Source organism: Exiguobacterium sp. s138 (assembly GCF_018618775.1).
GTDB classification, from domain to species: Bacteria; Bacillota; Bacilli; order Exiguobacteriales; family Exiguobacteriaceae; genus Exiguobacterium_A; species Exiguobacterium_A artemiae.
Genome location: NZ_JACSMW010000006.1, coordinates 58395 through 81171 on the forward strand (window position 1 = coordinate 58395; position 22777 = coordinate 81171).

General features: G+C 45.2%; 22 protein-coding genes and 1 tRNA gene. 13 read left to right on the forward strand and 10 right to left on the reverse strand.

Translation table 11 applies throughout. The annotated features are described in order from the left end of the window. Positions 1-7 precede the first annotated feature (7 nt). Entirely contained in the window at positions 8-1738 is a 1731-nt protein-coding gene (gene ade, locus KNP91_RS12455) for an adenine deaminase (protein WP_214766607.1), read from the forward strand. 187 nt (positions 1739-1925) lie between these two features. Beyond that, positions 1926-2183 carry a hypothetical protein gene (locus KNP91_RS12460; RefSeq protein WP_012369405.1) on the forward strand — a complete coding sequence of 86 codons (258 nt, stop codon included), beginning with the start codon at positions 1926-1928 and terminating at the stop codon, positions 2181-2183. 87 nt (positions 2184-2270) lie between these two features. On the opposite strand, the gene KNP91_RS12465 is transcribed toward KNP91_RS12460, so the two are convergent. Next, complete coding sequence (locus KNP91_RS12465; RefSeq protein WP_214766608.1) at positions 2271-3905, reverse strand: peptide ABC transporter substrate-binding protein; 1635 nt, start codon at positions 3903-3905, stop codon at positions 2271-2273. A gap of 108 nt (positions 3906-4013) precedes the next feature. Then, positions 4014-4697 (reverse strand): MgtC/SapB family protein, encoded by a 684-nt coding sequence (locus KNP91_RS12470; RefSeq protein WP_214766609.1) that lies wholly within the window; start codon positions 4695-4697, stop codon positions 4014-4016. 118 nt (positions 4698-4815) lie between these two features. Here KNP91_RS12470 and KNP91_RS12475 point away from each other — a divergent pair, with 118 nt between their 5' ends. Continuing rightward, on the forward strand, positions 4816-6210 hold the full coding sequence (locus KNP91_RS12475; protein ID WP_214766611.1) for a basic amino acid/polyamine antiporter: 1395 nt from the start codon (positions 4816-4818) through the stop codon (positions 6208-6210). 85 nt (positions 6211-6295) lie between these two features. On the opposite strand, the gene KNP91_RS12480 is transcribed toward KNP91_RS12475, so the two are convergent. Further along, the gene (locus KNP91_RS12480) at positions 6296-8353 is read right to left on the reverse strand and encodes a sensor domain-containing protein (protein WP_214766613.1); all 2058 of its coding nucleotides are present in this window, start codon (positions 8351-8353) and stop codon (positions 6296-6298) included. Between the two features lie 173 nt (positions 8354-8526). On the opposite strand from KNP91_RS12480, the gene KNP91_RS12485 reads away from it, so the two are divergent. The 3 genes from KNP91_RS12485 (at position 8527) to nagE (ending at position 11740) form a co-directional block, all read left to right on the forward strand. Beyond that, positions 8527-9729 (forward strand): ornithine--oxo-acid transaminase, encoded by a 1203-nt coding sequence (locus KNP91_RS12485; protein WP_012369410.1) that lies wholly within the window; start codon positions 8527-8529, stop codon positions 9727-9729. 145 nt (positions 9730-9874) lie between these two features. Continuing rightward, on the forward strand, positions 9875-10072 hold the full coding sequence (locus KNP91_RS12490) for a CsbD family protein (protein ID WP_012369411.1): 198 nt from the start codon (positions 9875-9877) through the stop codon (positions 10070-10072). A gap of 159 nt (positions 10073-10231) precedes the next feature. Next, positions 10232-11740, forward strand: coding sequence for an N-acetylglucosamine-specific PTS transporter subunit IIBC (gene nagE / locus KNP91_RS12495; protein ID WP_012369412.1), 1509 nt, complete (start codon positions 10232-10234; stop codon positions 11738-11740). A 30-nt stretch (positions 11741-11770) separates the two neighbouring features. On the opposite strand, the gene KNP91_RS12500 is transcribed toward nagE, so the two are convergent. The 4 genes from KNP91_RS12500 to yhfH form a co-directional block, all read right to left on the reverse strand. Continuing rightward, on the reverse strand, positions 11771-12676 hold the full coding sequence (locus tag KNP91_RS12500; RefSeq protein WP_214766615.1) for an EamA family transporter: 906 nt from the start codon (positions 12674-12676) through the stop codon (positions 11771-11773). Positions 12677-12769: 93 nt separating this feature from the next. Beyond that, positions 12770-13420 (reverse strand): YkyA family protein, encoded by a 651-nt coding sequence (locus tag KNP91_RS12505; protein ID WP_214766617.1) that lies wholly within the window; start codon positions 13418-13420, stop codon positions 12770-12772. A gap of 12 nt (positions 13421-13432) precedes the next feature. Beyond that, entirely contained in the window at positions 13433-14281 is an 849-nt protein-coding gene (locus KNP91_RS12510; RefSeq protein ID WP_214766619.1) for a polysaccharide deacetylase family protein, read from the reverse strand. A gap of 205 nt (positions 14282-14486) precedes the next feature. Beyond that, positions 14487-14633 (reverse strand): protein YhfH, encoded by a 147-nt coding sequence (gene yhfH, locus KNP91_RS12515; RefSeq protein WP_251135546.1) that lies wholly within the window; start codon positions 14631-14633, stop codon positions 14487-14489. 195 nt (positions 14634-14828) lie between these two features. Between yhfH and KNP91_RS12520 the strand changes: the two genes are divergently transcribed. Together KNP91_RS12520 and KNP91_RS12525 are read left to right on the forward strand one after the other, a co-directional pair. After that, positions 14829-15440 (forward strand): nitroreductase family protein, encoded by a 612-nt coding sequence (locus tag KNP91_RS12520; RefSeq protein ID WP_214850303.1) that lies wholly within the window; start codon positions 14829-14831, stop codon positions 15438-15440. A 143-nt stretch (positions 15441-15583) separates the two neighbouring features. Next, positions 15584-15656: transfer RNA gene (locus KNP91_RS12525), tRNA-Val, on the forward strand. A gap of 43 nt (positions 15657-15699) precedes the next feature. On the opposite strand, the gene KNP91_RS12530 is transcribed toward KNP91_RS12525, so the two are convergent. Beyond that, positions 15700-16266 carry a YdhK family protein gene (locus KNP91_RS12530; protein ID WP_214766623.1) on the reverse strand — a complete coding sequence of 189 codons (567 nt, stop codon included), beginning with the start codon at positions 16264-16266 and terminating at the stop codon, positions 15700-15702. Between the two features lie 152 nt (positions 16267-16418). On the opposite strand from KNP91_RS12530, the gene KNP91_RS15735 reads away from it, so the two are divergent. The 3 genes from KNP91_RS15735 to KNP91_RS12545 are packed head-to-tail and all read left to right on the forward strand — an operon-like array spanning position 16419 to position 19039. After that, positions 16419-17780 (forward strand): sensor histidine kinase, encoded by a 1362-nt coding sequence (locus KNP91_RS15735; RefSeq protein ID WP_214766625.1) that lies wholly within the window; start codon positions 16419-16421, stop codon positions 17778-17780. A gap of 4 nt (positions 17781-17784) precedes the next feature. After that, positions 17785-18465 carry a response regulator transcription factor gene (locus KNP91_RS12540; protein ID WP_131973655.1) on the forward strand — a complete coding sequence of 227 codons (681 nt, stop codon included), beginning with the start codon at positions 17785-17787 and terminating at the stop codon, positions 18463-18465. 13 nt (positions 18466-18478) lie between these two features. Beyond that, positions 18479-19039 carry a histidine phosphatase family protein gene (locus KNP91_RS12545; RefSeq protein WP_214766627.1) on the forward strand — a complete coding sequence of 187 codons (561 nt, stop codon included), beginning with the start codon at positions 18479-18481 and terminating at the stop codon, positions 19037-19039. Positions 19040-19086: 47 nt separating this feature from the next. Here the strand turns inward: KNP91_RS12545 and KNP91_RS12550 are convergent, their stop codons facing one another. Both KNP91_RS12550 and KNP91_RS12555 read right to left on the reverse strand, forming a co-directional pair. Then, complete coding sequence (locus KNP91_RS12550) at positions 19087-20571, reverse strand: phytoene desaturase family protein (protein ID WP_214766629.1); 1485 nt, start codon at positions 20569-20571, stop codon at positions 19087-19089. 22 nt (positions 20572-20593) lie between these two features. Continuing rightward, the gene (locus KNP91_RS12555; RefSeq protein WP_214766631.1) at positions 20594-21139 is read right to left on the reverse strand and encodes a methyltransferase family protein; all 546 of its coding nucleotides are present in this window, start codon (positions 21137-21139) and stop codon (positions 20594-20596) included. Between the two features lie 235 nt (positions 21140-21374). Here KNP91_RS12555 and KNP91_RS12560 point away from each other — a divergent pair, with 235 nt between their 5' ends. Together KNP91_RS12560 and KNP91_RS12565 are read left to right on the forward strand one after the other, a co-directional pair. Then, positions 21375-22187 (forward strand): D-alanyl-D-alanine carboxypeptidase family protein, encoded by an 813-nt coding sequence (locus KNP91_RS12560; RefSeq protein ID WP_012369425.1) that lies wholly within the window; start codon positions 21375-21377, stop codon positions 22185-22187. Positions 22188-22281: 94 nt separating this feature from the next. Beyond that, positions 22282-22758: a DUF456 domain-containing protein gene (locus KNP91_RS12565; RefSeq protein WP_214766633.1), complete on the forward strand. Its 477-nt coding sequence runs from the start codon at positions 22282-22284 to the stop codon at positions 22756-22758. Positions 22759-22777 lie beyond the last annotated feature (19 nt).

Here is a 22777-nt window from a genome sequence, read left to right on the forward strand (position 1 = left end):
AAACAGGATGAATCAGACAGTTCGGGCACGACTTATTACCATCGCCGCAAAAAAAGAAAAAGCAGCAGTCGTCTATCAAGGCATTCAGGTCATCGATGTCATGACACGTGAGACGTATCAAGCGGATGTTGCGGTAGATTCCGGCTACATTGCCGCTGTCGGCGACGGATATGAAGGAATTGAAATGATTGACGGAACAGGAAAATTCATTGCGCCGAGTTTCATTGACGGCCATGTCCATATCGAGTCATCGATGGTGACACCAAGTGAATACGAACAGGCAATTTTACCGCTCGGTGTAACGACCGTCATTGCCGATCCGCATGAGATTGCGAACGTAAAGGGAGCGGAAGGGCTCCAGTTCATGTTGGACGATGCAGCAGGACTGTCGCTTGACGTGCGGATGATGTTGCCGAGCTGTGTTCCAGCGACATCATTTGAACATGCCGGGGCATCGCTCGATGCAGCGGCACTCGCATCTTTCGTGGATCATCCGGGCGTGCACGGCTTAGGAGAAGTCATGGACTATCCGGCGGTGGAACGGGCGGATCAGGATATGCTGAAAAAAATCGAACAAATCGAAGCTGCCGGGAAACTCGTGGATGGTCATGCCGCAGGACTCGGTGCACGTGAATTGAACATCTACGGTGTGGCAGGCATCCGGACGGATCACGAAGCGGTCAGCAAGCAAGAAGCGATTGAACGGGCGCGACGCGGATTATACGTCGAAGTCCGGGAAGGGTCGGCTGCCCGGAATCTCCAGGAAGTGCTTGATGCGGTCACGGAAAGTAATGCCGGTCGATTCCTGTTCTGTACGGACGATAAGCATCTGGACGATACGTTACGTGAAGGCACGATTGACTATAATATCCGCTATGCCATACAACACGGGATTAAGCGGGAAACGGCTTATGCGATGGCTTCTCTTCATGCAGCCAATGCGTATCAACTAAATGACCGTGGAGCAATCGTCCCGGGACGCCGTGCGGACTTTGTCATTTTGCAGGATGCCGATCAAGTGACGATTAAGGAAGTCTTCGTCAATGGACAGGCGGTCGCCCGAGCCGGTAAAACAATCATCTCATCCCAAAAGATAGCGGTACCGTCGACATTGCGCGGCGAACTGAAAACGAAGCCGATCACGGATCAAGTTTTTGAACTCGTATTAGAAAAACCGAAAGCGCATGTCATCGGAATCATCCCGAAAAGTATTGTCACGGAACATTTGATTTTGGATGTGCCTTTACAGGACGGGAAATTTGTCCCCGTCCCGGAACAGGACTTATTGAAAATCGCCGTCATCGAGCGTCATAATGCGACCAACTTCTCAGCAGTCGGCATCGTTAAAGGGTTTGGCATGAAGCGAGGTGCCATTGCGGCGACGGTCGCCCATGATTCGCATAACCTTGTTATCGTCGGAACATCGGATGCCGAGATGAAACTTGCGGCAGAGCGTCTGATCAAGGCGGGTGGAGGTGTCATTGCGGTCAACGGGACAGAAGTTCTGGCGGAGTTGCCGCTTGAAATCGCTGGATTGATGACGAGTCGTCCTTTCCAGGAAGTCGGAGATACCCTCGAAGCGCTCAATGATGCACTTGATGTACTCGAAGCCGACCGCTCCTTTAATCCGTACTTGACGATGTCGTTCCTCTGTTTGCCTGTCATCCCGAATCTGAAGTTGACGGACAGCGGATTGTTTGACGTTAAAACGTTCCAACATATTGCAGTACAAGCTTAAATGAAAAGGTAAAGTTCACGAAAGGTGATGATGTGGACTTTACCTTTTCTTAATAGTTTTCCGGTTGAATCATTATTTGATCCTTGTTATAGTAGGTCTTATATCTTTGTGAAAAGTGTAGCTTGATGAAACTTTTCAGGAGGATACTCCGTAGAAAAGAAGAGAACAATCAGAAAGGACAGATTCAATGGATAAGTCATATTTTGAAGGTCATGAAAAGTTGATTGCTGATGTATACCGTTCATTTATCGACCAGTTTCATGAGTTACCAAACAACCGGCGTACAAAACGTCAGTTACGAAATCTTGCGTTTTCAGTGATTCGACAGGCTGGTCCGACCTATCAGGAACGAACCGTCTTATACGCATTTTTTGCTGAATTTTTCCGTGCGGTCGAAGAAGGACAGCGGGAAGAAATCGAATTTTATAAACAAATCGCACAGTAAAGACCCCGATCGGCTCCGGCAGAAGGGGTCTTTGTTGTATACAAAAACCGGTCACCAAGGGAATCCTGGTAACCGGTAGGAAGATACTTATTTTACTTCCATCCATTTGAAGCTCATGTCTGCTCCGAATGGGTGACGATATAGTTTGTCGATGTTCGCACGTTGCAAGTATGCTTCACCTTTTTGGTAGATTGGAGCAATCGCATAGTCTTCTGCCAAGAGCATTTTTTCAGCTTCTTGAAGCGTCGACCAGCGTTTTGCTTCATCCGGCTCTGCTTTTGCTTCTTTAATCATCTTATCGAACTCTTTGTTCGAGTATTCCATACGGTTAAAGCTTCCGCCTGTTAACCACATATCGAGGAACGTCATTGGATCCTGGTAGTCAGGGCCCCAACCGGCAGCAGAGATGTCGTAATCGCCTTTAGACTCGAGGTCCAGGAAGTTTTTGAACGGTTGTTGCTTGATGTTGACCGTAAGACCCGGTAAGTTTTTCTCGAGATCACCTTTTAAGAATTCAGAAACTTTCTTGAAGGCATCTTCATCACGTGACAACATATCGAGTTCTACTGTTTTGACACCGAGTTCTTTTAGGCCGGCATCCCATGCTTTTTTCGCTTCTGTTGCATCAAAGCTTTGGAGATCTGGATATTTGGCACGGAAATCTTCCCCATCCGGAGTGAATGTAAAGTCTTTTGCGACGATGAAGTTAGCCGGTTTTGAACCGTCATTTAAGATGACGTCTGTAATTCCTTGTTTTTCAAAACCAAGTGCAAGCGCTTTACGGATGTTTTCGTTTTTAAGTGCTTTATTTTTTTGGTTGAATCGGAGGAAGTTGATCCGTGCATCTGGACGTGTCTTGTAGTTGTCGGATTTTTCGTATTGTGAGACGAACTCCGATGTGATAGGTGCGAAGTCGACGTCTTTCGACTCGAACAAGTTGACACCAGTCGAAATTTCTTTAACGACTTTTACATCGATTTTTTCCATTTTGACGTTTGCTTTATCCCAGTAATCCGGGTTTTTCTTATATGTCCAACCGGAATTAGATTGCCACTTATCCAAGATGAATGGTCCGTTGAAGAGCATCGAGTCGACGTTTGTCGCAAACTTGTCGCCGTTTTCTTCGACAAACGATTGCTTGAGTGGTAAGTAAGTCGGGAAACTTGTCAATCCGAGGAAGTATGGAGCCGGAGCTTCCAATTGCACTTCAAGAGTTTGATCGTCCACTTTCTTGACACCGAGCGAATCGAGTTCTGCTTCACCGGCTAAGATTTTGTTAGCATTTTTTAAATCCTGAAGGATGTATGCGTACTCTGCTCCTGTTTTTGGATCGAGTGCACGTTTCCAAGAGTAGATGAAGTCGTCTGCCGTAACAGCTGAACCATCTGACCACTTGGCATCTTTACGGAGTTTAAATGTATATGTTTTCTTATCATCTGATACTTCGACACTTTCTGCGATTCCGGCAGTCGGTTTGTTGTCGCCGTCAAGACGGTAGAGACCTTCAAAGACGTTGTTCGTAACGATGATGGATGTTGAGTCCGTTGTTTTTGTTGGATCAAGTTGTGGCACATCCGTAGTCGAGATGAGTGTCACCTCTTGTTTTTTTTCTTTTGAGGAAGAAGAGTTTCCATCTGATTCATTGCTTTGGCCACAAGCTGCTACTGCGAGCAGCGCCATGCTGGATAGTCCAGCAAAGGCAATTTTAGTTTGTTTCTTCATGTGAAAGATGACCCCCCGATTAGATTGAAATGATTTCAGAAAAGTGTGAACATAATGTAAATTTAAGTGAAAGCGAGTAAAAATGCAACACAAATTTTCTGACAATTTCTATTGATCAAGGTCTATATGCTCAATTCCGAGTGTTTTCAAGTAGTCATAAAGTATGAATATCGTCAGTTTATGAGGAGAATACATCCGTAAAGTCAACTGCCGCGCATGACCGCGTAACCGGATATTAGTAATGCGGACTCCTTTTTTTTCTAATGCTGCTTTGACCGTTTGAGCATCCGTATCCGCTGCGAGAGTCAGGTGGGCAACGATGACGTTAGCTTCGAATCGGCTATTGTTGACCCGCTTCATGACCCAAGTCAGTCCTTCCAATGAAAAAAATAAAAAGAGGACTAAAAACGTGGCTTCTAGGATAAAGCCAGCTCCGAGTGCAATGCCAATTCCACTGGCTGCCCAAATGATGGCAGCAGTCGTCAAACCACTGACGATATCGTGCGGACGTCTTAAAATCACGCCGGCGCCGATGAAGCCGATTCCGGCGACGACTTGAGCGACAAGACGCATCGGATCCATTTGGACATTGGGGGCAATCGTACTGTACAGCACGACAGACTTAATGGATACGATGGTTAACAGACAACTGATCAGGGTAATTACGAGGCTAGTACGTATACCAACAGGCTTATTTTTGATTTCGCGTTCGAATCCGATGATGATACCGAACAGTGCGGCTATCATCAATTTAAAAAAGTCCTCTAGTTGGAACGAATGGATCCAATTCATATTGATCAAATCCTTTCTTTACAATGGCTTTGATTTTGTTATAATGAATTTTGTGTCTTTCGAATTAATATACGTTTGATATGAATAGATATACAAGAAATAAAGGACGTGTTAGAGGATGAATCAACAAAAAATCGGCTTTTTTGCTTTAGCCGCAATGGTCATTGGATCGATGGTCGGTGGAGGTGCCTTCAATCTGCCGGGAGCAATGGCTCAAAAAGCGAGTGCAGGTCCGATTCTAATCGGATGGGGAATTACTGGTCTTGGCATGATTATGCTGGCGCTGGTCTTTCAACACTTGGCAAACAGTAAACCGGAACTTGAAGGCGGCATTTACGCATATGCCCGTGAAGGATTCGGACGATTTGTCGGTTTTAACAGCGCCTGGGGATATTGGGTCTCGGCCTGGATCGGGACAGTTGCCAACATAACGTTGGTCTTTAATGCACTCAGTTACTTTTTCCCGATTTTCTCATCAGAAAATCGTGTATTTTTGTTAGTGATGAGTATCGTTGTCGTATGGGGACTGTTTTTCATCGTCTCGAGCGGGATTAAAGAAGCGACACTTGTCAACCTGATTACGACGATCGCAAAGCTCGTTCCCATTTTGATTTTTATTTTATTGGTAGCAATTGCTTTTAATGTGAAGACGTTTAACCTGAATTTTTGGGGAGAAGGAACGGAATTAGGCAGTATCTTTACGCAAGTCAAAGGAACGATGCTTGTGACGCTTTGGGCCTTCGTCGGGATTGAAGGGGCTGTCGTCTTGTCGACACGCGCCAACAAACGGAGTGATGTCGGGAAGGCGACAGTCGTAGGGCTTGTCGGAGTACTTGTCATCTACATCCTGATTTCCGTCTTATCGCTCGGTGTTTTGAACCAGGAACAGTTAGCAGGATTACAAGAACCGACAATGGCTTATGTGCTCGAAGCTGCGATTGGTCCGTTTGGAGCAACCTTGATTATGGTCGGACTGATCATTTCGTTATCCGGAGCACTGCTCGGATGGACGATTCTGGCGTCTGAAATTTCCTACCTCGTTGCGAAAGATGGTGCGTTTCCAAAGTTCTTTGCAAAAACGAACCGGAAAGGGGCGCCGGTCGGTGCGTTGCTGATCACTCAAATTGCGACCCAGTTCGTTGCAGGTATCGCCTTATTTTCTGCACAGACGTATTTAGTCTTATCCAGTATTGCCGGAATTTGTGCATTGTTGCCGTATCTGTTGTCTGCCGTGTACAGTGTCCGTTTTTCACGGGCAGAACGCAATACAAAGATGCTGATCTTCTCGACGATTGCCGCCGCCTATTCACTGTGGCTCGTCTACGCTTCAGGGATTTGGTATATCGTCATCGCAGCCCTCGTCTATGTACCGGGTATCATCGCCTATCTGATGGCGGAGCGGGAGCAGAAGCGGGGCGGTATGTCGCGTTACGAAATGATTGCGAGTGGAATTTTAATTATCTTAGCTGCCGTTGCAGTTTACGGGATGATCGGTGGACAAATTCAATTGTAAGACAATGGACGAATCTCATCGGCGGACTTCAAAAACCGTCTTTATACGAAAAACAGGAGCCGGAGTCTAGTCCGGCTCCTGTTTTTTAGTTGTCCTTATTGTCCGGTTCTTCAGGATTGGATGAACCAAAACGCAGTTCTACTTCCTCAACAGACAACGGTTCGGAAAAAATGAATCCTTGCATCTGCTGGCAGGCGGTCGCTTCCAGATAACTCAGGGCAGTCGTCGTTTCGACGCCTTCTGCGACCAGATTCAGCTTTAAGTTTTGACCAAGTTGAATGATTGAGTCGAGCAACCCGTTTTCTCCTAAATCGATGCCGTCAATGAAGACTTTATCGATCTTGAGTTCATCAATCGGAAAAGCACGCAAATATTGTAAGGAAGAATAACCTGTTCCAAAATCATCAATCGATAATCGGAAACCAAGCGCTTTGATCAGTTGCATCCGTTCAATTGTCCGCTGTGTCTGTAAAATTGCAATATTTTCCGTCAGTTCGAGTGTCACGAATCGGGGATCGATCTTTTTTTGAGACACGACATGCTGTAAGGTCCGGACAAACGAATCGCTTTGGAACTGATGCGGTGAAATGTTGATGGCCATCGTCAAATCAGGTGCAATCTGTTTCTGCCAAAGTGCGAGTCGTTCGCAGGCTTCGATGACAACCCAGTTGTTGATGGGTGTAATCAAAGCCGCTTCTTCGGCAAGGGGAATGAACTCATCCGGAGGAATGCTCCCAAGTGCCGTATGATTCCAACGCAACAGCGCTTCAAAACCATCGACATGCTTGGTTTTCAAGTTGATGATCGGTTGATAGACCAAATGAAGGGCTTGATCCTCTAAAGCCGTAAATAATGAGCGTTCGAGCTGTAATTTCCGGGTGAACTGCTCATCCATTTCATGGGTCAAATACTGGATTGTTCCTGTGCCGATTGATTTTCCGGCATACAGGGCCATCTCCGAACGACGGTACAAATCTTCAAGTGATTTGGCTTCCGAAGGATAGACGGTAATTCCGAACGTACAGGAGATGATTAAGGAATGCCCATTAATATAATAGGGACGTTGCAATACTTGTTGCAGTTTCCGGGCATATTGGAACAAGGCATTCCGGTCTGTCACTTCGAGCACCACACCAAACAAGTCACTCGTCGGATGGAACGTTAACAGCTGTTTTGCATGTTCGGACAAACGTTTGGCTAACGCTTGTAAAAGTTGGTCGCCGACATGTGTCCCGAAGGAATCGTTGATGACTTTAAAACGATCAATATCAAATAAGATGAGTGAGATCGGGAGATCATCAGATGCTTTGGAGAATAAGACCTGACCTTCCCGAAGAAAGCCACGTCTATTCAGTAGATGGGTCAATTCATTATGATGAACTAAAAAATCAAGTTCCTGTTCGAGATGTTCGGTTTCCGTAATATCGGTACCAATGAAAAGATGTTGGAAACGGACACCGTTTACGTCATAAACCGGAATCAAAGTGGCATGAAACACTTTTTTAGACTCATCCTGTGTCGATATGGACAACTTCCCGGACCAGGCTTTTTTCTTCTTGATTTGAGAGCGAATCATGGGAAGGACGTCTTCAGACGAATCTAGTAATATCGTCCAAGGTTGACCGAGCAACAGGTGTGGGCAAAAACCCGTAACATCCGTCAAATTGGTATTGGCGTATTGAATCGTTCCCCGTGCGTCGAATATTGCGACACAAGCGATTTGATCAAACGCATAGCGTAAGTCCATCAATCCTTGAAATAACGGTTTGGTTGCATTCTGTTGAGTGGAAGAAGGCAGCTGACAGAAAAAAGCACCAGAAGGTTCGTTTTTTTCATCAAAGAGCGGTGAGACGAGCAACGTCGATGTCGAACGGTCACCTGATTTATGAAGAAATGTTGTATTCGGTAATTGCATCGATTGCCGCTTTTCTAAAAATGAATACCAGATTTGCCGGCTGAACGCAGCATCTTCCGGGTCAAGGAGCGGGACCAGTTGTCCGGTAACTTCTTGTGCCGACCAGCCCCAGCAGGATTCGGCAGCCTCATTCCAAGAATGGACGGTTAAATCGACGTGTAGGATAAATGCAGGTAAAGGAAATCCTTGCATGACAGTTTCGTAGGAACTAATGGTCGAACGATCCATTATGGACGCACACTCCTTTTAAATGATCAGAGATGACGGTTCACTTGTCTTGTCTATTCCCAGTATATTCAATTTTCATGCGAATAAATCCTGTATTTCGATTGAAGATTATCCGTGTGAATCTGTTATAATCAGAATGAAAGCGTTTTCCAAGCGAAAAAGGGGGATTTATCATGAATCAAACAGAGAAAATCATTACACAGACAGAGAAATTCGGGGCACACAACTATCATCCGCTTCCAATCGTCATCTCGGAGGCAGAAGGGGTGTTCGTCAAAGATCCGGAAGGCCGCGAATATATGGATATGCTTAGTGCCTATTCAGCTGTGAACCAAGGACACCGTCATCCGAAAATCATCGAAGCCTTAAAACGGCAAGCGGATAAAATTACGCTGACATCGCGCGCGTTTCACAATGACCAGTTGGGGTTCTTTTATGAGAAGGTCGCGCAATTGACAGGAAAAGATATGGTCCTGCCGATGAATACGGGAGCGGAAGCGGTCGAGACGGCAGTTAAGGCAGCACGTCGCTGGGCGTACGAAGTCAAACAAATTCCTGGAGATGCTGAAATCATCGTCTGCGAAGGGAACTTCCATGGTCGGACGATGACGGCTGTTTCGATGTCAACAGAAGCCGAGTATCAACGTGGATTCGGACCACTCTTACCGGGCATCAAAACGATTCCATACGGGGATTTGGAAGCATTGAAAGGCGCCATCACGGAAAATACAGCTGCCTTCATCGTTGAGCCGATCCAAGGTGAAGCGGGTATCCTGATTCCGTACGAAGGATTCTTGAAAGATGCCCAGGACGTCTGTAAGGAACAAAACGTATTGCTCGTCTCGGATGAAATCCAATCAGGACTGGGCCGTTCGGGTAAATGGTTTGCTTCGGACTGGGACAATGTAACACCAGATATGTACATCTTAGGAAAAGCACTGGGGGGCGGCGTGTTCCCGATTTCTTGTGTGGCTGCCAACCACGATATCCTGAGTGTCTTTAATCCGGGATCGCATGGTTCGACATTCGGCGGAAATCCATTGGCCTGTGCGGTATCTGTCGCTTCACTTGAAGTTTTGGAAGAAGAGAAGTTACCGGAACGTTCACTAGAGCTCGGAACATACTTTATGAACCGTCTAAAAGAAATCGACAATCCGATGATTAAAGAAGTTCGTGGGCGCGGATTATTCATCGGTGTCGAATTGACAGAAGCGGCTCGTCCGTATTGCGAAGCATTAAAAGAAAAAGGATTGCTCTGCAAGGAAACACATGAGACAGTCATTCGTTTTGCACCACCACTCGTCATTACAAAAGAAGAATTAGACTGGGCATTCGAACGGATTGAACAAGTCCTCGGCGTCTCGGTTGCACAGTGACAGTCCACTCCCTATCGGAAAGCGATAGGGAGTTTTTCGATTGATGGACCCCTAAGACTGGGAGCAAATGAGAGCAGAGAAATGTTTGAATCTGTTTCAGGTGGGAACATACTACTATGCGTTAAAAAAATAGGGGGTAATGAACATGTCACATGATAGCGGATTAAACAAAAAAGCTGATGGTTTAGTTGATAAAGTTGCCGGAAAAGCGAAAGAAGCGCTCGGAAAAGCAACAGGAGATAAATCAACAGAACGTGAAGGCAAAAAAGATCAGCTTAAAGGCGATGCTAAAAAAACAGTTGGTAATGTTCAACAGAATCTTGAAGATACGAATCGTCGTTAATCTGTACCCGTAAGGTCCCTTATCTAAAGGGATCTTTTTTTATGAAAAAATATGTATAAAGGTCTAGTCATTTAGACGTGTATGTGGAATAATAATAGATGTTAAAGCGTTTTCATCGTCATGTCATTATTTGTTTTTATTTAGGAAAGGATGAAGTGTATGTTGCAGTTTCTTCAACGAATCGGTAAAGCTTTAATGCTGCCGATCGCCGTTTTACCAGCCGCGGGAATTGTCCTTCGACTCGGTTCAGCCGATATGTTGGATATTCCGTTAATGGTGGCAGCAGGTGGTGCGATTTTTGATAATCTTCCACTGATTTTTGCGATTGGTGTTGCGATTGGATTATCCATTGATGCCAGCGGAGCTGCCGGATTGGCAGGAGCAGTCGGGTATTTGGTCTTAAAAACGGGCGTTGACTCGATGAATAAGGATTATTCAAATGCCCAGATTCAGGCCAAGTACGATGCGATTGCCGCCATTGTCAATGACTCCTCGACGAAAGTGGACGGAGCGACCTTAAGTTCCATTGCCAATCAGGCAACCTTAGGATCAATGGTCAACATGGCTGTCTTCGGCGGAATTATTGCCGGTATCGTTGCCGGTTTGTTGTACAACCGATTTTACAATATTAAATTACCGGATTGGTTAGCATTCTTCGGCGGACGCCGTTTTGTTCCGATCATCACGTCAGCCGCTATGCTGGTCTTAGCGTTTGTCTTTGGTTACTTATGGCCGTTCATTGAAGACGGAATCAATAATGCGGGAGAATGGATGGTCAGCCTTGGAGCAGGAGGGGCCGCACTGTTTGGATTCTTCAACCGTCTGTTAATTCCTGTCGGTCTTCACCATGTCTTGAACAATATTTTCTGGTTTGTCTTCGGTTCATATGAAAAAGCGGATGGAACAATTGCGAATGGAGATATCGCACGCTTCTTCGCTGGAGATCCGACAGCCGGTATTTATCAAGCCGGATTTTTCCCGATCATGATGTTCGCTTTACCGGCTGCAGCAGCAGCCATGGTCATGGCGGCACGCAAAGAAAATCGGAAAGCCGTCGCAGGGGCGATGATTGGTCTTGGATTAACATCATTCCTGACAGGGATTACGGAACCGATTGAGTTTTCATTCATGTTCTTGTCACCGGTCTTATATGTCATGCACGCCGTGTTGACGGGTGTTTCCATGGCAGTCGTCAATTTACTCGGTATCTTGCACGGGTTCTCCTTCTCTGCCGGTTTCATTGACTATGTCCTGAACTTCGGAATCGCGACAAAACCGTTGCTTTTACTCGTTGTCGGTCTCGTATTCGCCGTCATTTATTACTTCCTGTTCTACTTCATGATCACGAAATTCGATCTGAAAACGCCGGGTCGTGAAGATGAATCACTTGTAACGGATGCAGGCCCTGTCACGGGTGTATCAGACGATAAGTACGAGCAACAAGCAGCACGTATTTTTGCAGGCTTACAAGGAACGGACAACGTTACAGCGATTGATAACTGTGCGACACGTCTCCGTCTCCAGGTAAAAGATTCAACGATCATTGACGAAGCTGCAATTAAAGCGGCCGGCGCAAAAGGTGTTATGAAGATGGGCGCGAAAAACGTCCAAATCATCATCGGTACGGATGTCGAGTTCGTCGCTGATGCGATGAAACGTCAAAAATAATGCTATAAAAAAACGACCTTTCCTGATTGCTCAGGAGAGGTCGTTTTGACGTGGAACAGAAGTAGTCGATTGTTTCAGACTGCTGACGTAAATCGGATAGAAAATTCCAATCAGGATGATGATGATCCCGATCCACTGTGAACCGGAGAGATGCTCACCGAGGATGAGGACGGAACAGATGACGGCAGTCGGCAGTTCGGCTGCACCAAGCAAGGAGACGCTGGCCGGGCTTAAGTGTGGGGCACCTGCTGCGAATAACAGCGGTGGCAGAATTAAGGCGAACAGACCCAGTGGAAGTGCGTACCAGATCAGTCCCTGTTCGAAATTCGCTGCAGTCAGGAAAGTCGTCGGCGGATACATAATCATGACGAAGAGAAGTCCGCCTGTCATCATATAAAAGCTTTTTTTAATGACCGGTACATGGTTTGCGACCCGTCCGCTCGCAAGCAGGAAGATCGAGAAACTGACGGCTGCGCCGAGTCCGAACAACGTACCGCGCACGTCAAGGGCGCTCGTATAAGCAGCGCTCGCTAAAATGGCACCGCCGATCAATAGGACGGCAGACAAGAAATGAGAACGCGACGGCAGACGTTTTGCCAAAATCGAATCAATCACGACACCAATCCATGTGAATTGGAAGAGGAGAATGATGGCGACTGAAGCGGAGACGGTTTGTAGGCTCTGATAATACAGGTAACCGGTCGTGCCGCTTGAAATTCCGATGGCCATTAAAGTAAGAGCTGTTTTCGGATTCAGACGAAGATTTTTTGACAGCAGGGCTAAGACAAAAATCATCAGCCATCCGAAGAAAAATTGACTTCCGGAAACAGCGGCTGAGTCAAAACCGGCACCGTAAGCCAGTTTGACGATGGTCGACAGGACGCCGTAACTGATGGCGCCGATTAAGACGAAAAGTGTTGCTTTTGAACGATTCATACAGATCCCTCCATGTTTTAGAACGCACAAAAAAGGTTGCAACGGGGCCTTGTCCAGGTTTTTTGGACAGGGTTTGGTTGCAACCTGTGTGAGTTATTTAATGTTGAGTCCAGCCTTTTTGTAAAAGGTTGGCTTTAATTCATTGTAGCGGACGGTCAATTGATTAAAGGTTTTGAGTGCTTCTGTCGCTTGACGGGAAGTCCGGTTTAAATCAGCTGTTGCTTCATCAATCTTAACGAAGTTCGGTTTTTCGGTCAAGTAGGAAAGCACTTTCTTTTCTGAATCAATCGTCGCCGCATAACGTTTCAAAAACGTATCAAAAGCCTTCTCCCGCTCTTTAAAGATATTGATAAGGGCTGTCCCGTCTTTTTTAGCGGCAGGCAACGAAGATAGGGTACTTGTTAATTCCGCAAGGTCTAACTCATCAAAAGCATGGGTACGGATTGTCTGTTCTTGTTTTAACAATTTGACACGGTTTTGATTCAGAGCGGTCAATTCATCCCGTTCATTTTGTGCCCGTTTAATATCATCGGCCCCGGCTTCGAGGACGGCTTGGTAGGTATTGACGGAAATTTCATCTTGGCGTGTCCGTTGCTCGGCGACGACTGCTGCTTTTTGTTCGGACTTCGCTTGTTCTTCCAACTGCTCGTATACCGAAGCAGCCGGATCACTCGAACAGGCACTGAGAAGCAAGAGGCCGAGACAGGTCAAACAACTGGTGAGGATCATCCGTTTATTAATCATGAAAGGAACTCCTTATAAATTAGAGAATTTTGCGAAATTATACGGGACATGAAAATCTTCATCATAGATGGAAAATTGATAGCCTTTTTTCTTTAATCCGGCGACAATCGCAGGCAATGCCTGCAATGTTTGTGGTTGTTCATGCAACAGGATGATTTCGACCGGGCCTTCCGCACGGCTGATGACAGTGTTGGCAACTTCCTTGGCACTATCTTTGTAGTACCAGTCCATCGAATCGATCGACCAGTCCCACACCCGAAGTTTCGCCTGTTCGATCTCTTTTGCAATCGACTTGGTAATGCCGGGTGTTGATCCATAAGGCGGACGTGTCAACAACGGGCTGTGATTCGTCAGTTGGTTGATTTGTTTCTGTACCCGCAGCATCTCGGGAACATACTGCTTTTTCTTATACAACGTGTCGTAATCATGAGTTTCACTGTGTGGTCCGATGTAATGTCCAGCCTTTGCCATCGAGCGGACGACATCCGGTTGCTCATTGATGTTACTTCCGATCAAAAAAAAAGTCGCTTTAACTTCTTGTTCTTTTAATGATTTCAAGATGTCTGAAGTCAAAGCGGTCGGTCCGTCTTCAAATGTCAGATACGCCACTTTTTTAGTAATCCCGTTCCATTTCTCGACGCGTACCTTGTCCAGGTTCGGAGTCGGAACTTCCTGTAAAGATTGGACGGTTTTTACGCTCGCTTGTTGTTGTGTCGAAGTCAAGTACTGATAAACGATGTAACCGCCAATCGGAAGAAGAATCAGCGCCAGCACGATCAAAAGCTTAGCGAAATACTTTCGTTTGGGTTTTCGGTATCTTGGACCAAGTCCGATGGGATTGCCTGAGTTGTATGAATCCATTGATGTCTGAGCTCCTTTACGGAAAATCTTATGAGTTAAATGTAACATTTTGTCTGTTTCATTTGTAACAAAAATATTACAAAAAGATGACTGGATAACCTGTAATTCAAAAAAAGTTGATTAAGATAGAAATAATGTTATATTTTCAAACAAAAAAAGAAGTCCATCCGCTACGGTAGACTTCCTTCTTCAAGCAAATTTGCGATTAGTGTTCTGTAACAGCACACTCATCACATTCTGTTTTATACGATTCGCATTGTTCATCCATTTCTTTTCCGCAATGGGAGCAGGTTTTGACCGGAAGTTGACGGTAAAACTCGGGAGAGGTCTCTTGGTAAAGGGGTTGTTCCATGATTGTGTTCCTCCTCTTAGTATATGGATGTACCAGCAAACAACACTGAATTTATTTTATTGTACTAGTACAGAAGCGGTATGTCAATCTTTGTTTTATAACAGAAGTTTCTTTAGCAAGTCTTGTCATATGACAGGTAAGCGTAGAGGATGATACGATAACATAGTAAACAGATGTACCTAGAGGGGGATCATTATGAATCAAACATTATCTGACACACTATCGATTTTGACAGAACGCCGGTCAGTTCGTCATTACGATGAGACATTCACGCTTTCACAAAAAGAAGTACAAGAATTGGTTGAATTGACGACAGCTGCGCCAAGTGCCTGGAACCTGCAACATTGGCATTTCGTTGCCTTCCATTCGGAAGAAGCGAAACAACGATTAGCTCCAATCGCTTACAATCAGCCGGCCATCAGTTCTTCTTCCGTCGTCATTGCCGTACTAGGGGATTTACAGGCAAACCGAAACTATAATCCGGTTTATGGACCAGCTGTAGAAGCAGGAGGCATGACGGAAGACTTGTTTGACTCGATCAAAGGACAAGTAGAAGGGGCTTACGCGAGAGATGCAGCCATGTCAAACGCAAGTTTAGCTGCGATGCAACTGATGCTAGTTGCTGAAGCAAAAGGACTCTCGACACTCGCGATGGGCGGATTCAATCACCAACTCTTTACAGAAACGTTTATTACAGACGAACGTTATGTCCCGGTCATGTTGATTGCTGTCGGGAAAGCAATCGAAGACGCGAAAAAACGTCCGGCGCTCCGTTTACCGGTCGATCAAGTGACGACTATTCTATAAGTAAAAGAGAGGGGCTGAATCAACATTGAGTTCAGCCTCGTTCATTTTTATTTTTCATATTTTTTTAGAAAAGTACTTGTCAGATGGTTAGTTTCTTGCTATATTAATACATGTCCTAGCAAGTACATAACGTACTGCATCATGATTCTGTAGCTCAGCTGGGAGAGCGCTACCTTGACAGGGTAGAGGTCGCTGGTTCGAGCCCAGTCAGAATCATACCAAAAACCCGTTCATCCTTGGATGAGCGGGTTTTTTTGTTTTAATCATTGGTTTGAAGTTCATCTTCTGTCACCCATTTATGATTTTTAATCGTTTTTCCACCGGTTGTCGGCTTAAAATCGACCATATACACGGTTGTCTGATCGGCTTGATCAATGGTCGCTTTTGCACCATCCATCCCTTTCATGTGATCAGCCGCTAAAGTCACCTCATCACCTGCTTGCAACGGTGAAGCCGGAACCGGGTTGAGTTCTTCCTGAATCACCCATTTATGATTACTGACTTTTTTACCACCGTTCGTTGGTGTATAGCTGACTTCATATACTGTTGTATCAAATGAATCGACGATTGTTGCTTTTGCGCCATCCATTCCTTTCATATGATCAGAGGACAGAAGGACGTCTGATCCGTCTTTAAACTTCGGATTTTCAGCTTGTTTCAGTCCAGCGGGAATTTTCCCGTCACTTGAATGCATCATCCCTGCATGGGAATCGTTCTTATTATCATGCATATCGTGTGAAGTAGAGGAATTGGAATCAGATCCGCAGGCACCTAAACTTAGGACAGCAGAAAGAGCGAGTGATGTAACGAGTAGTTGTTTTTTCATGAAAATTGACCTCCTGTAGTAATTTGGTTATGTGACTACTATACCCGTGTTTCGTGCAGAAACCGTGCAGAAAGAGTGACAATTCAATTACCTGACTGAATGAGTCATTGGAAAAGTGTATCGTAATAGTGAAGAAAAAGGAGGAGCAGGGCGTGCGGCATATTTCATACTACATTGGTCTACTTTTTTTGACTGCCATTCTTGTCATCGGCGGCATTCTGTTCAGTACCCTCTATTTAAACCTTGTGAATCAAAGGACGAATGAAGTGGTCCTCGGTTTGCTGAACCGAGGGAACACGCACCGCGATGTCCTCGAGGAATCATTTCATGCGGAAACATTGGAACATGTCAGTTTGATGGAATCAGCATCCGAATTTACCGTCGTTATCACGGATCAAAAAGGAAAAATTTTAAAGGCTTCGCATCCACTTACTCCCAAAATGAAAGTAGAGCTTATCCATACGGAATTTCAAACACAACGAAAAGATCGGATTTTAAGAGCTCAAGCGGAAACGAAGGGTTTTTTTATGACAGATAGTCCAATCACGATTTCAGGTGTTCATCGTGGGCATGTCTTCATGTTTGCTCCGGAAACGTTAATTCAACAAGTCGTCGACCCGTTAAGACAACAATTCATTCAAGTTGGTATCATTGCCGTCCTTCTGTCGCTTACGACTGTCGTGCTGTGTACACGATTGATTTCAAGACCACTCATTGAGATGGAGCGTGCGACGGCCAAGTTGAAAGAAGGAAACCTTGACGTGGATTTACCGGTAAACCGCTCGGATGAGCTTGGGGCACTGGCACGCTCCATCACACAGTTGGCAAAAGATCTTGATTTTTTGAATCGTGAACGGACAGAATTTTTAGCAAATATCTCGCACGAACTTCGAACTCCGCTGACCTACATGAAGGGTTATGCGGATATATTACATCGTCCAAACTTGCCGGAATCTGAAAAAACAGCTTATCTGTCGATTATCAAAGAAGAAAGCGATCATTTGAGCACATTGATTGAACAGCTGATGTTACTGGCACGTTCCGATACGAATGCATTCTCAGTCGAACGAGTGCCGCTTGCGCTCGATCAATTGATTGTCTCGACGACAGAGAAAATGCGACCTGCAATTGAAGAAAAAGGGCTGCATTTGCATGTATCAGGGGAACCGGTAGAGATAGCAGGAGATGAAATTCGGCTCAAGCAAGTGCTGATAAATGTATTGGATAACGCAAAAAAATATACAGCAACCGGTGAAATCGTCGTCCGATACGGCAGGAATGAAACAGGACCGTATTTTCAAGTACGTGATACAGGAAGCGGCATCAGCCAAGAAAGTTTACCCCATGTGACAAAACGTCTGTACCGCAGTGAACCGTCACGATCACGAAGCCGGGGCGGATCAGGGCTTGGTTTGACGATTGCCTTGGCAATCGTTCAAGCACACGATGCGACATTAGATATCAAGAGTGAAAAGAATGCCGGGACGAGTGTGATGATTCAATGGAAGGTGTGAAGAAATGGCTCGAATTTTAATCGTTGATGATGAACAACGGATGCTTCAATTAATGAAGTTATATCTGGTACCCTATGGTCATACATGTCATTTAGCCGACACGGCCGAAAAAGCGCTCGACATCGTCAAGACCGTTCCCATCGATTTGGCCTTACTCGATGTCATGATGCCCGATATGGATGGATGGACGTTGTGTGAAAATATAAGACGAATGGCTGATTTTCCAATCATTATGGTGACAGCGCGGAATCAAATGGAAGATGTGCTACGGGGGCGCAAAGTCGGTGCAGATGATTATGTGGCAAAGCCGATTCATGAAGGAGAATTATTAGGACGAATCGAACTGTTGATTGGTCGAGAAAAGCGGGAGCAGTATGCATTTCATGGACTGCAGTATGACGTCGCAGGATATCATTGTACATTCGACGGACAAAAAATCTTACTGACGAAAACAGAGTTTCAACTTTTAGGAAAACTCTTGACGTCCGTGAATGGCGTCTTATCAAGAGAACAATTGGTTTTGTCGCTGTGGGGCGATGATCAATCGATTGAACCACGAACGATTGATTCTCATATGCGTCATCTTCGTGAGAAATTGCGCCGTTCCGGTTTTCCAATCGATGAGTATTTGGAGACTGTCCGAGGTGTGGGTTATCGTTTACTGGAGCAGACAAAAGACAGCTAAAAGGAGAATTGAAATGACAACGACAATTTATTTAGTCCGCCATGCACATTCGACCTATTCTACAGACGAAGAAGCACGTCCTTTATCAGAACAGGGGAGAGACGATGCGGAACAACTGACGACTCTTTTTGAAGGGATTAAACCGGACCAGATTTACGCGAGTCCGTATCGGCGAGCGATTGAAACGGTCCAGCCTTTAGCAGAACAATATGGATTAGTCATTCAAGAAGCAGCGGCTTTTCAAGAACGGTTATTGGCGCCCGAAGAACTGCCGGATTTTCAACAGGCTGTCGGTTATGTATGGGAACATCCGGATGAAAATCCGTATGGAGGTGAATCAAACGTTACGGCACAACGGCGGATCGTGCCTGAAATCAAACGATTACTAGAAAAACATAAAGATCAAACCGTCGTCATCGGAACACACGGGAATATCATGGTGTTATTAATGCAACATTTTGATCCGGCATATGGATATGCGTTCTGGAAAACGCTAAAGATGCCGGCTGTGTATCAAATGACATTTAAAGACGAAACCTTCCTTCAGATTGAAGAAGTTTGTCAGCATAACTAAAAAAACAGGAGATTGTCCCTTCGATAAGGGACCTTCTCCTGTTTTGATTATGCTTTTACCTTTTCATGTTTTTGGATTAAATCTGCCGTCAGTTGACCCGACAAAGTGACCATCGGAACGCCACCGCCCGGATGTGTTGAACCGCCGACGAAGTAAAGCCCTTCGTAGAGATCACTTTTCGATGGAATCTTGAAGCCGCCGTTCTTTTTCCGATCGGCAGCCACACCGTAAATCGAACCGCCGTTCGGACCGTATAGTGATTTCAAGTCTTCCGGTGTAAAGCGGTATTCGAATTCAATCGATTCACGTAAGTCGGTCAGTCCCATCCGTTCTAATTTATCAAGGACGACTTCACGATACGCATCCCAATCGGTTTTGCCGTCTTGTTTCGTCAGTGGCGGAACGTGCGTCAGGACAAACAGATTGTCTTTTCCTTCCGGTGCCTGGGAAGCATCTGATTTAGAGGAGACACCGACATAAATCGTTGGATCTTCTGGCGGAACACCATCCTTGAACATTTGGGCAAATTCCCGTTCCGGATCATCCGAGAAGAAGAAGTTATGGTGCTTAAGATCTTTATACTCGCGGTTCACACCAAGTAACAGGACAAGACCGGAAACGGACGGAACGAAGGACTGATTTAACTTTTTAGCCTGTTTTGGTCCTTTTTTCTCTGAGATGAGATGTTGATAGGTCGGAATGACCTCCAGGTTTGAGACGACGACATCAGCCGGATAAAATGTACCGTCTGTCGTTTCCACGCCGACCGCACGTTTGCCCTCTGTGACGACACGTGCGACAGGTGTATTGACATGAATCGTCACCCGGAGTTCGTCAAGCACCGTCTTCATGGCACGGGCGATATTGTACATGCCGCCTTTGACGTAATAGATACCAAGTCCCATCTGAACATAAATCATCTGGTTGAAGACGGCAGGAGCTTCGTAAGGGTTGGAGCCGACGTACATGACCATATAATTAAACAGTTGCTCCAGATACTTGTTGTTCAAGTGTTTTTTCGTACCGCTTGCTACTGTATTGAGTGGATCCATCTTAAGTAATTCAGACATCGTATGGTATTTTTTTAAGTCTTTTAAATCTTCGAGACTGTATTTGTAGAAACTGTCTAAACACAGGTCATACATCTTTTTAGAATAACTGAACAATTCGACGAAATCCGCTTGATCGGAAACTTTTTTAAATTCCTCAAGCATTCCCGGGAGATCGCCTTTGACGTCAAGTTGTGTACCGTCTTCAAAGAAAGTCCGCCATTGCGGTTCGATGCGTTCGATTTCCAAATAGTCGTCGAGTCGACGGTGGACGCTCGTAAACAATTGTTCGAGTACCCAAGGCATCGTCAAGATTGAAGGACCGGTATCGAACGTAAATCCTTGGCCGCTACGTTGGTTTAATTTCCCGCCAACATTTCCATTTTGTTCTAGCATCGTGACTTCATAACCGTCTCCCGCAAGGCGGATTGCTGCTGACATACCTGCTAAACCTGCTCCAATAACGACTGCCTGTTTCTTCAAAAAAATCACATCTCCTTATGTTTTAGTAAATAAACGGAATCAAACGTTTTCTTTTGCGGGCCCAGTCCGTGTAAGCAGGACCAAATCCTTTGGTTAACATCTGTTCCTCGATTCGAATACGGTGAAGCAAAGCGATGAACATCAGGATTCCGGCACATAACGTGACAAACAAATTCCCGAAGTATAACGGGAAACTTAACGTGATAAAAAACAGACCGGAATAGAGGGGGTGGCGTAATGCCCGATAAGGACCCGTGCTGACAAGCCGGTCGCCCGGATTGACAGCAACATGGCGGGTGAACTGATGCTTGAGATGATAAATCCCCCAATAGCGCAGAACGACACCGGAAGTCAAAAGGAGCAATCCGATTTCACGTGACAAGGGAAGTCGAATTGAATCACTGAACAGAACGGAAAAAAGGATTGTGGTGATTAACGTAGCTAAAATCCAATAAAAACTTTGCCGTTCTTCCAGTGGAGAAGGTTCCTTCTTACGGTTTCGGAACAGAAACAATTCGAATAACCAAAGAAGAGAGACGGCAATGAACACTTTATCTAAAATGGTCATAAGATTCGCCCCTGACTGATACTAATCATTATTTAAAGAAAACGCATACAAGAAATCTTTACCCGAAAGGCTGAACATTCAATCCTTGTGTCGGACAATCCAGCTTCTTTTGGCAAACTGAGAATTAATTCATTTTGATTACACCTGTACAAAAAATGGTGGCATTTTGAAATGAATGTTATTCTAAAATTAAAGACTAATTACCCTGTTTTGGAAAAAAGGAGTTTTAAGAGATATGAAAAAATTAAAGCAAACGGTGATCGGGTTACTGGCGATTCTCCTCTCACTCGTCAGTTTTTCACTGGCCGCAGAAGCATCCAGTTACCGCCAGGCGAAAACACCGCTCAATCTTCGAAGCGGGGCTTCGACAACAAAAGCAGTCGTCGCAGTGATTCCGACTACTGTCTATGTCAATGAAATCAGCCGACTCGGGACATGGTCAAAAGTTCGTTATGGAACACAGACAGGGTATGCCAGTACAAAATATTTACTGACCGATCAACAAATCGGTGGGTTACGCATCGGCAAGACATTAATCGTTAATCCAAATCTTCCGTTACGTTCGACGTATGCGCCGGGAGAAAGTACAGTTGCACGGGCCGCATTTGAAAAAATGAAACGGGCTGCCAAAGCGGAAAAGATTACGCTGGTCGCATTCAGTACATACCGTTCATATGCGTATCAAAAAGCCTTATTTGAAAAATATGTGGCACGGGATGGTTTTGAGAAAGCCAGCACGTACAGTGCCCAGCCGGGAAAAAGTGAACATCAAACAGGACTGGGTTTTGATATCGGAGGCGCCGATTCATCAAAATATGCCAAGTTCAGCTTCTCAAGTACAAAAGAAGCAAAATGGCTGGCTGCCAATGCCCACCGTTTTGGATTCCATCTCCGTTACCCGCTCGGAAAAGAATCATGGACAGGCTACACATATGAAAGTTGGCATTACCGTTATGTCGGAGCAACGCTTGCGGCGCAGCTGAAAATGACCGGATTGACAATGGAAGAATACTATCAATTGGCACCGGGTAAACCAAGTACACCGTAACAGGTTTCACTTCAAGCTTTAAATGGTAAAGAAATGGTGTATTCCTCATCGTCAGCAGCAGCGGTCTGCCTTTTTTCGAAAGAGGTGGAAAGTTGTGGCGAAAAAAGAAGAAAAGCACCATATCATGACCTTTACATTTGAAGAAGAAGCGACCTCGTATCAGGTATTCAGTGAATTAAAGAAATATCATGCGAATGGCCAAGTCGATTTTGAACAAATCGCTGTCATTAAACGAAGTGAAAGCGGAGCTTTTTCCTTTGAAGATGCTGTCGACTTGAGCGGCTCCAACAAAGCCTTTAAAGGTTCTTTAATCGGTATGGCAGTCGGGATTCTCGGGGGACCGTTCGGTATTTTATTAGGTTCGATGACCGGGATGCTGATTGGCGGATCAAAAGACTTAAAAGAGAATCAAGCTGTTCAAGAAACATTTAAACGGACACTTGGTGTGATTCCACCTGGTAAGACGGGAATCATTGCAATCGGGGAAGAATTCGAACCATCCGTACTGGATGGACTGGTCGCGAAACATAATGGAACGATTGATCGGACAGATGAATTGCTCGAAAAATAATCAAAAAAATCCTTCCCTC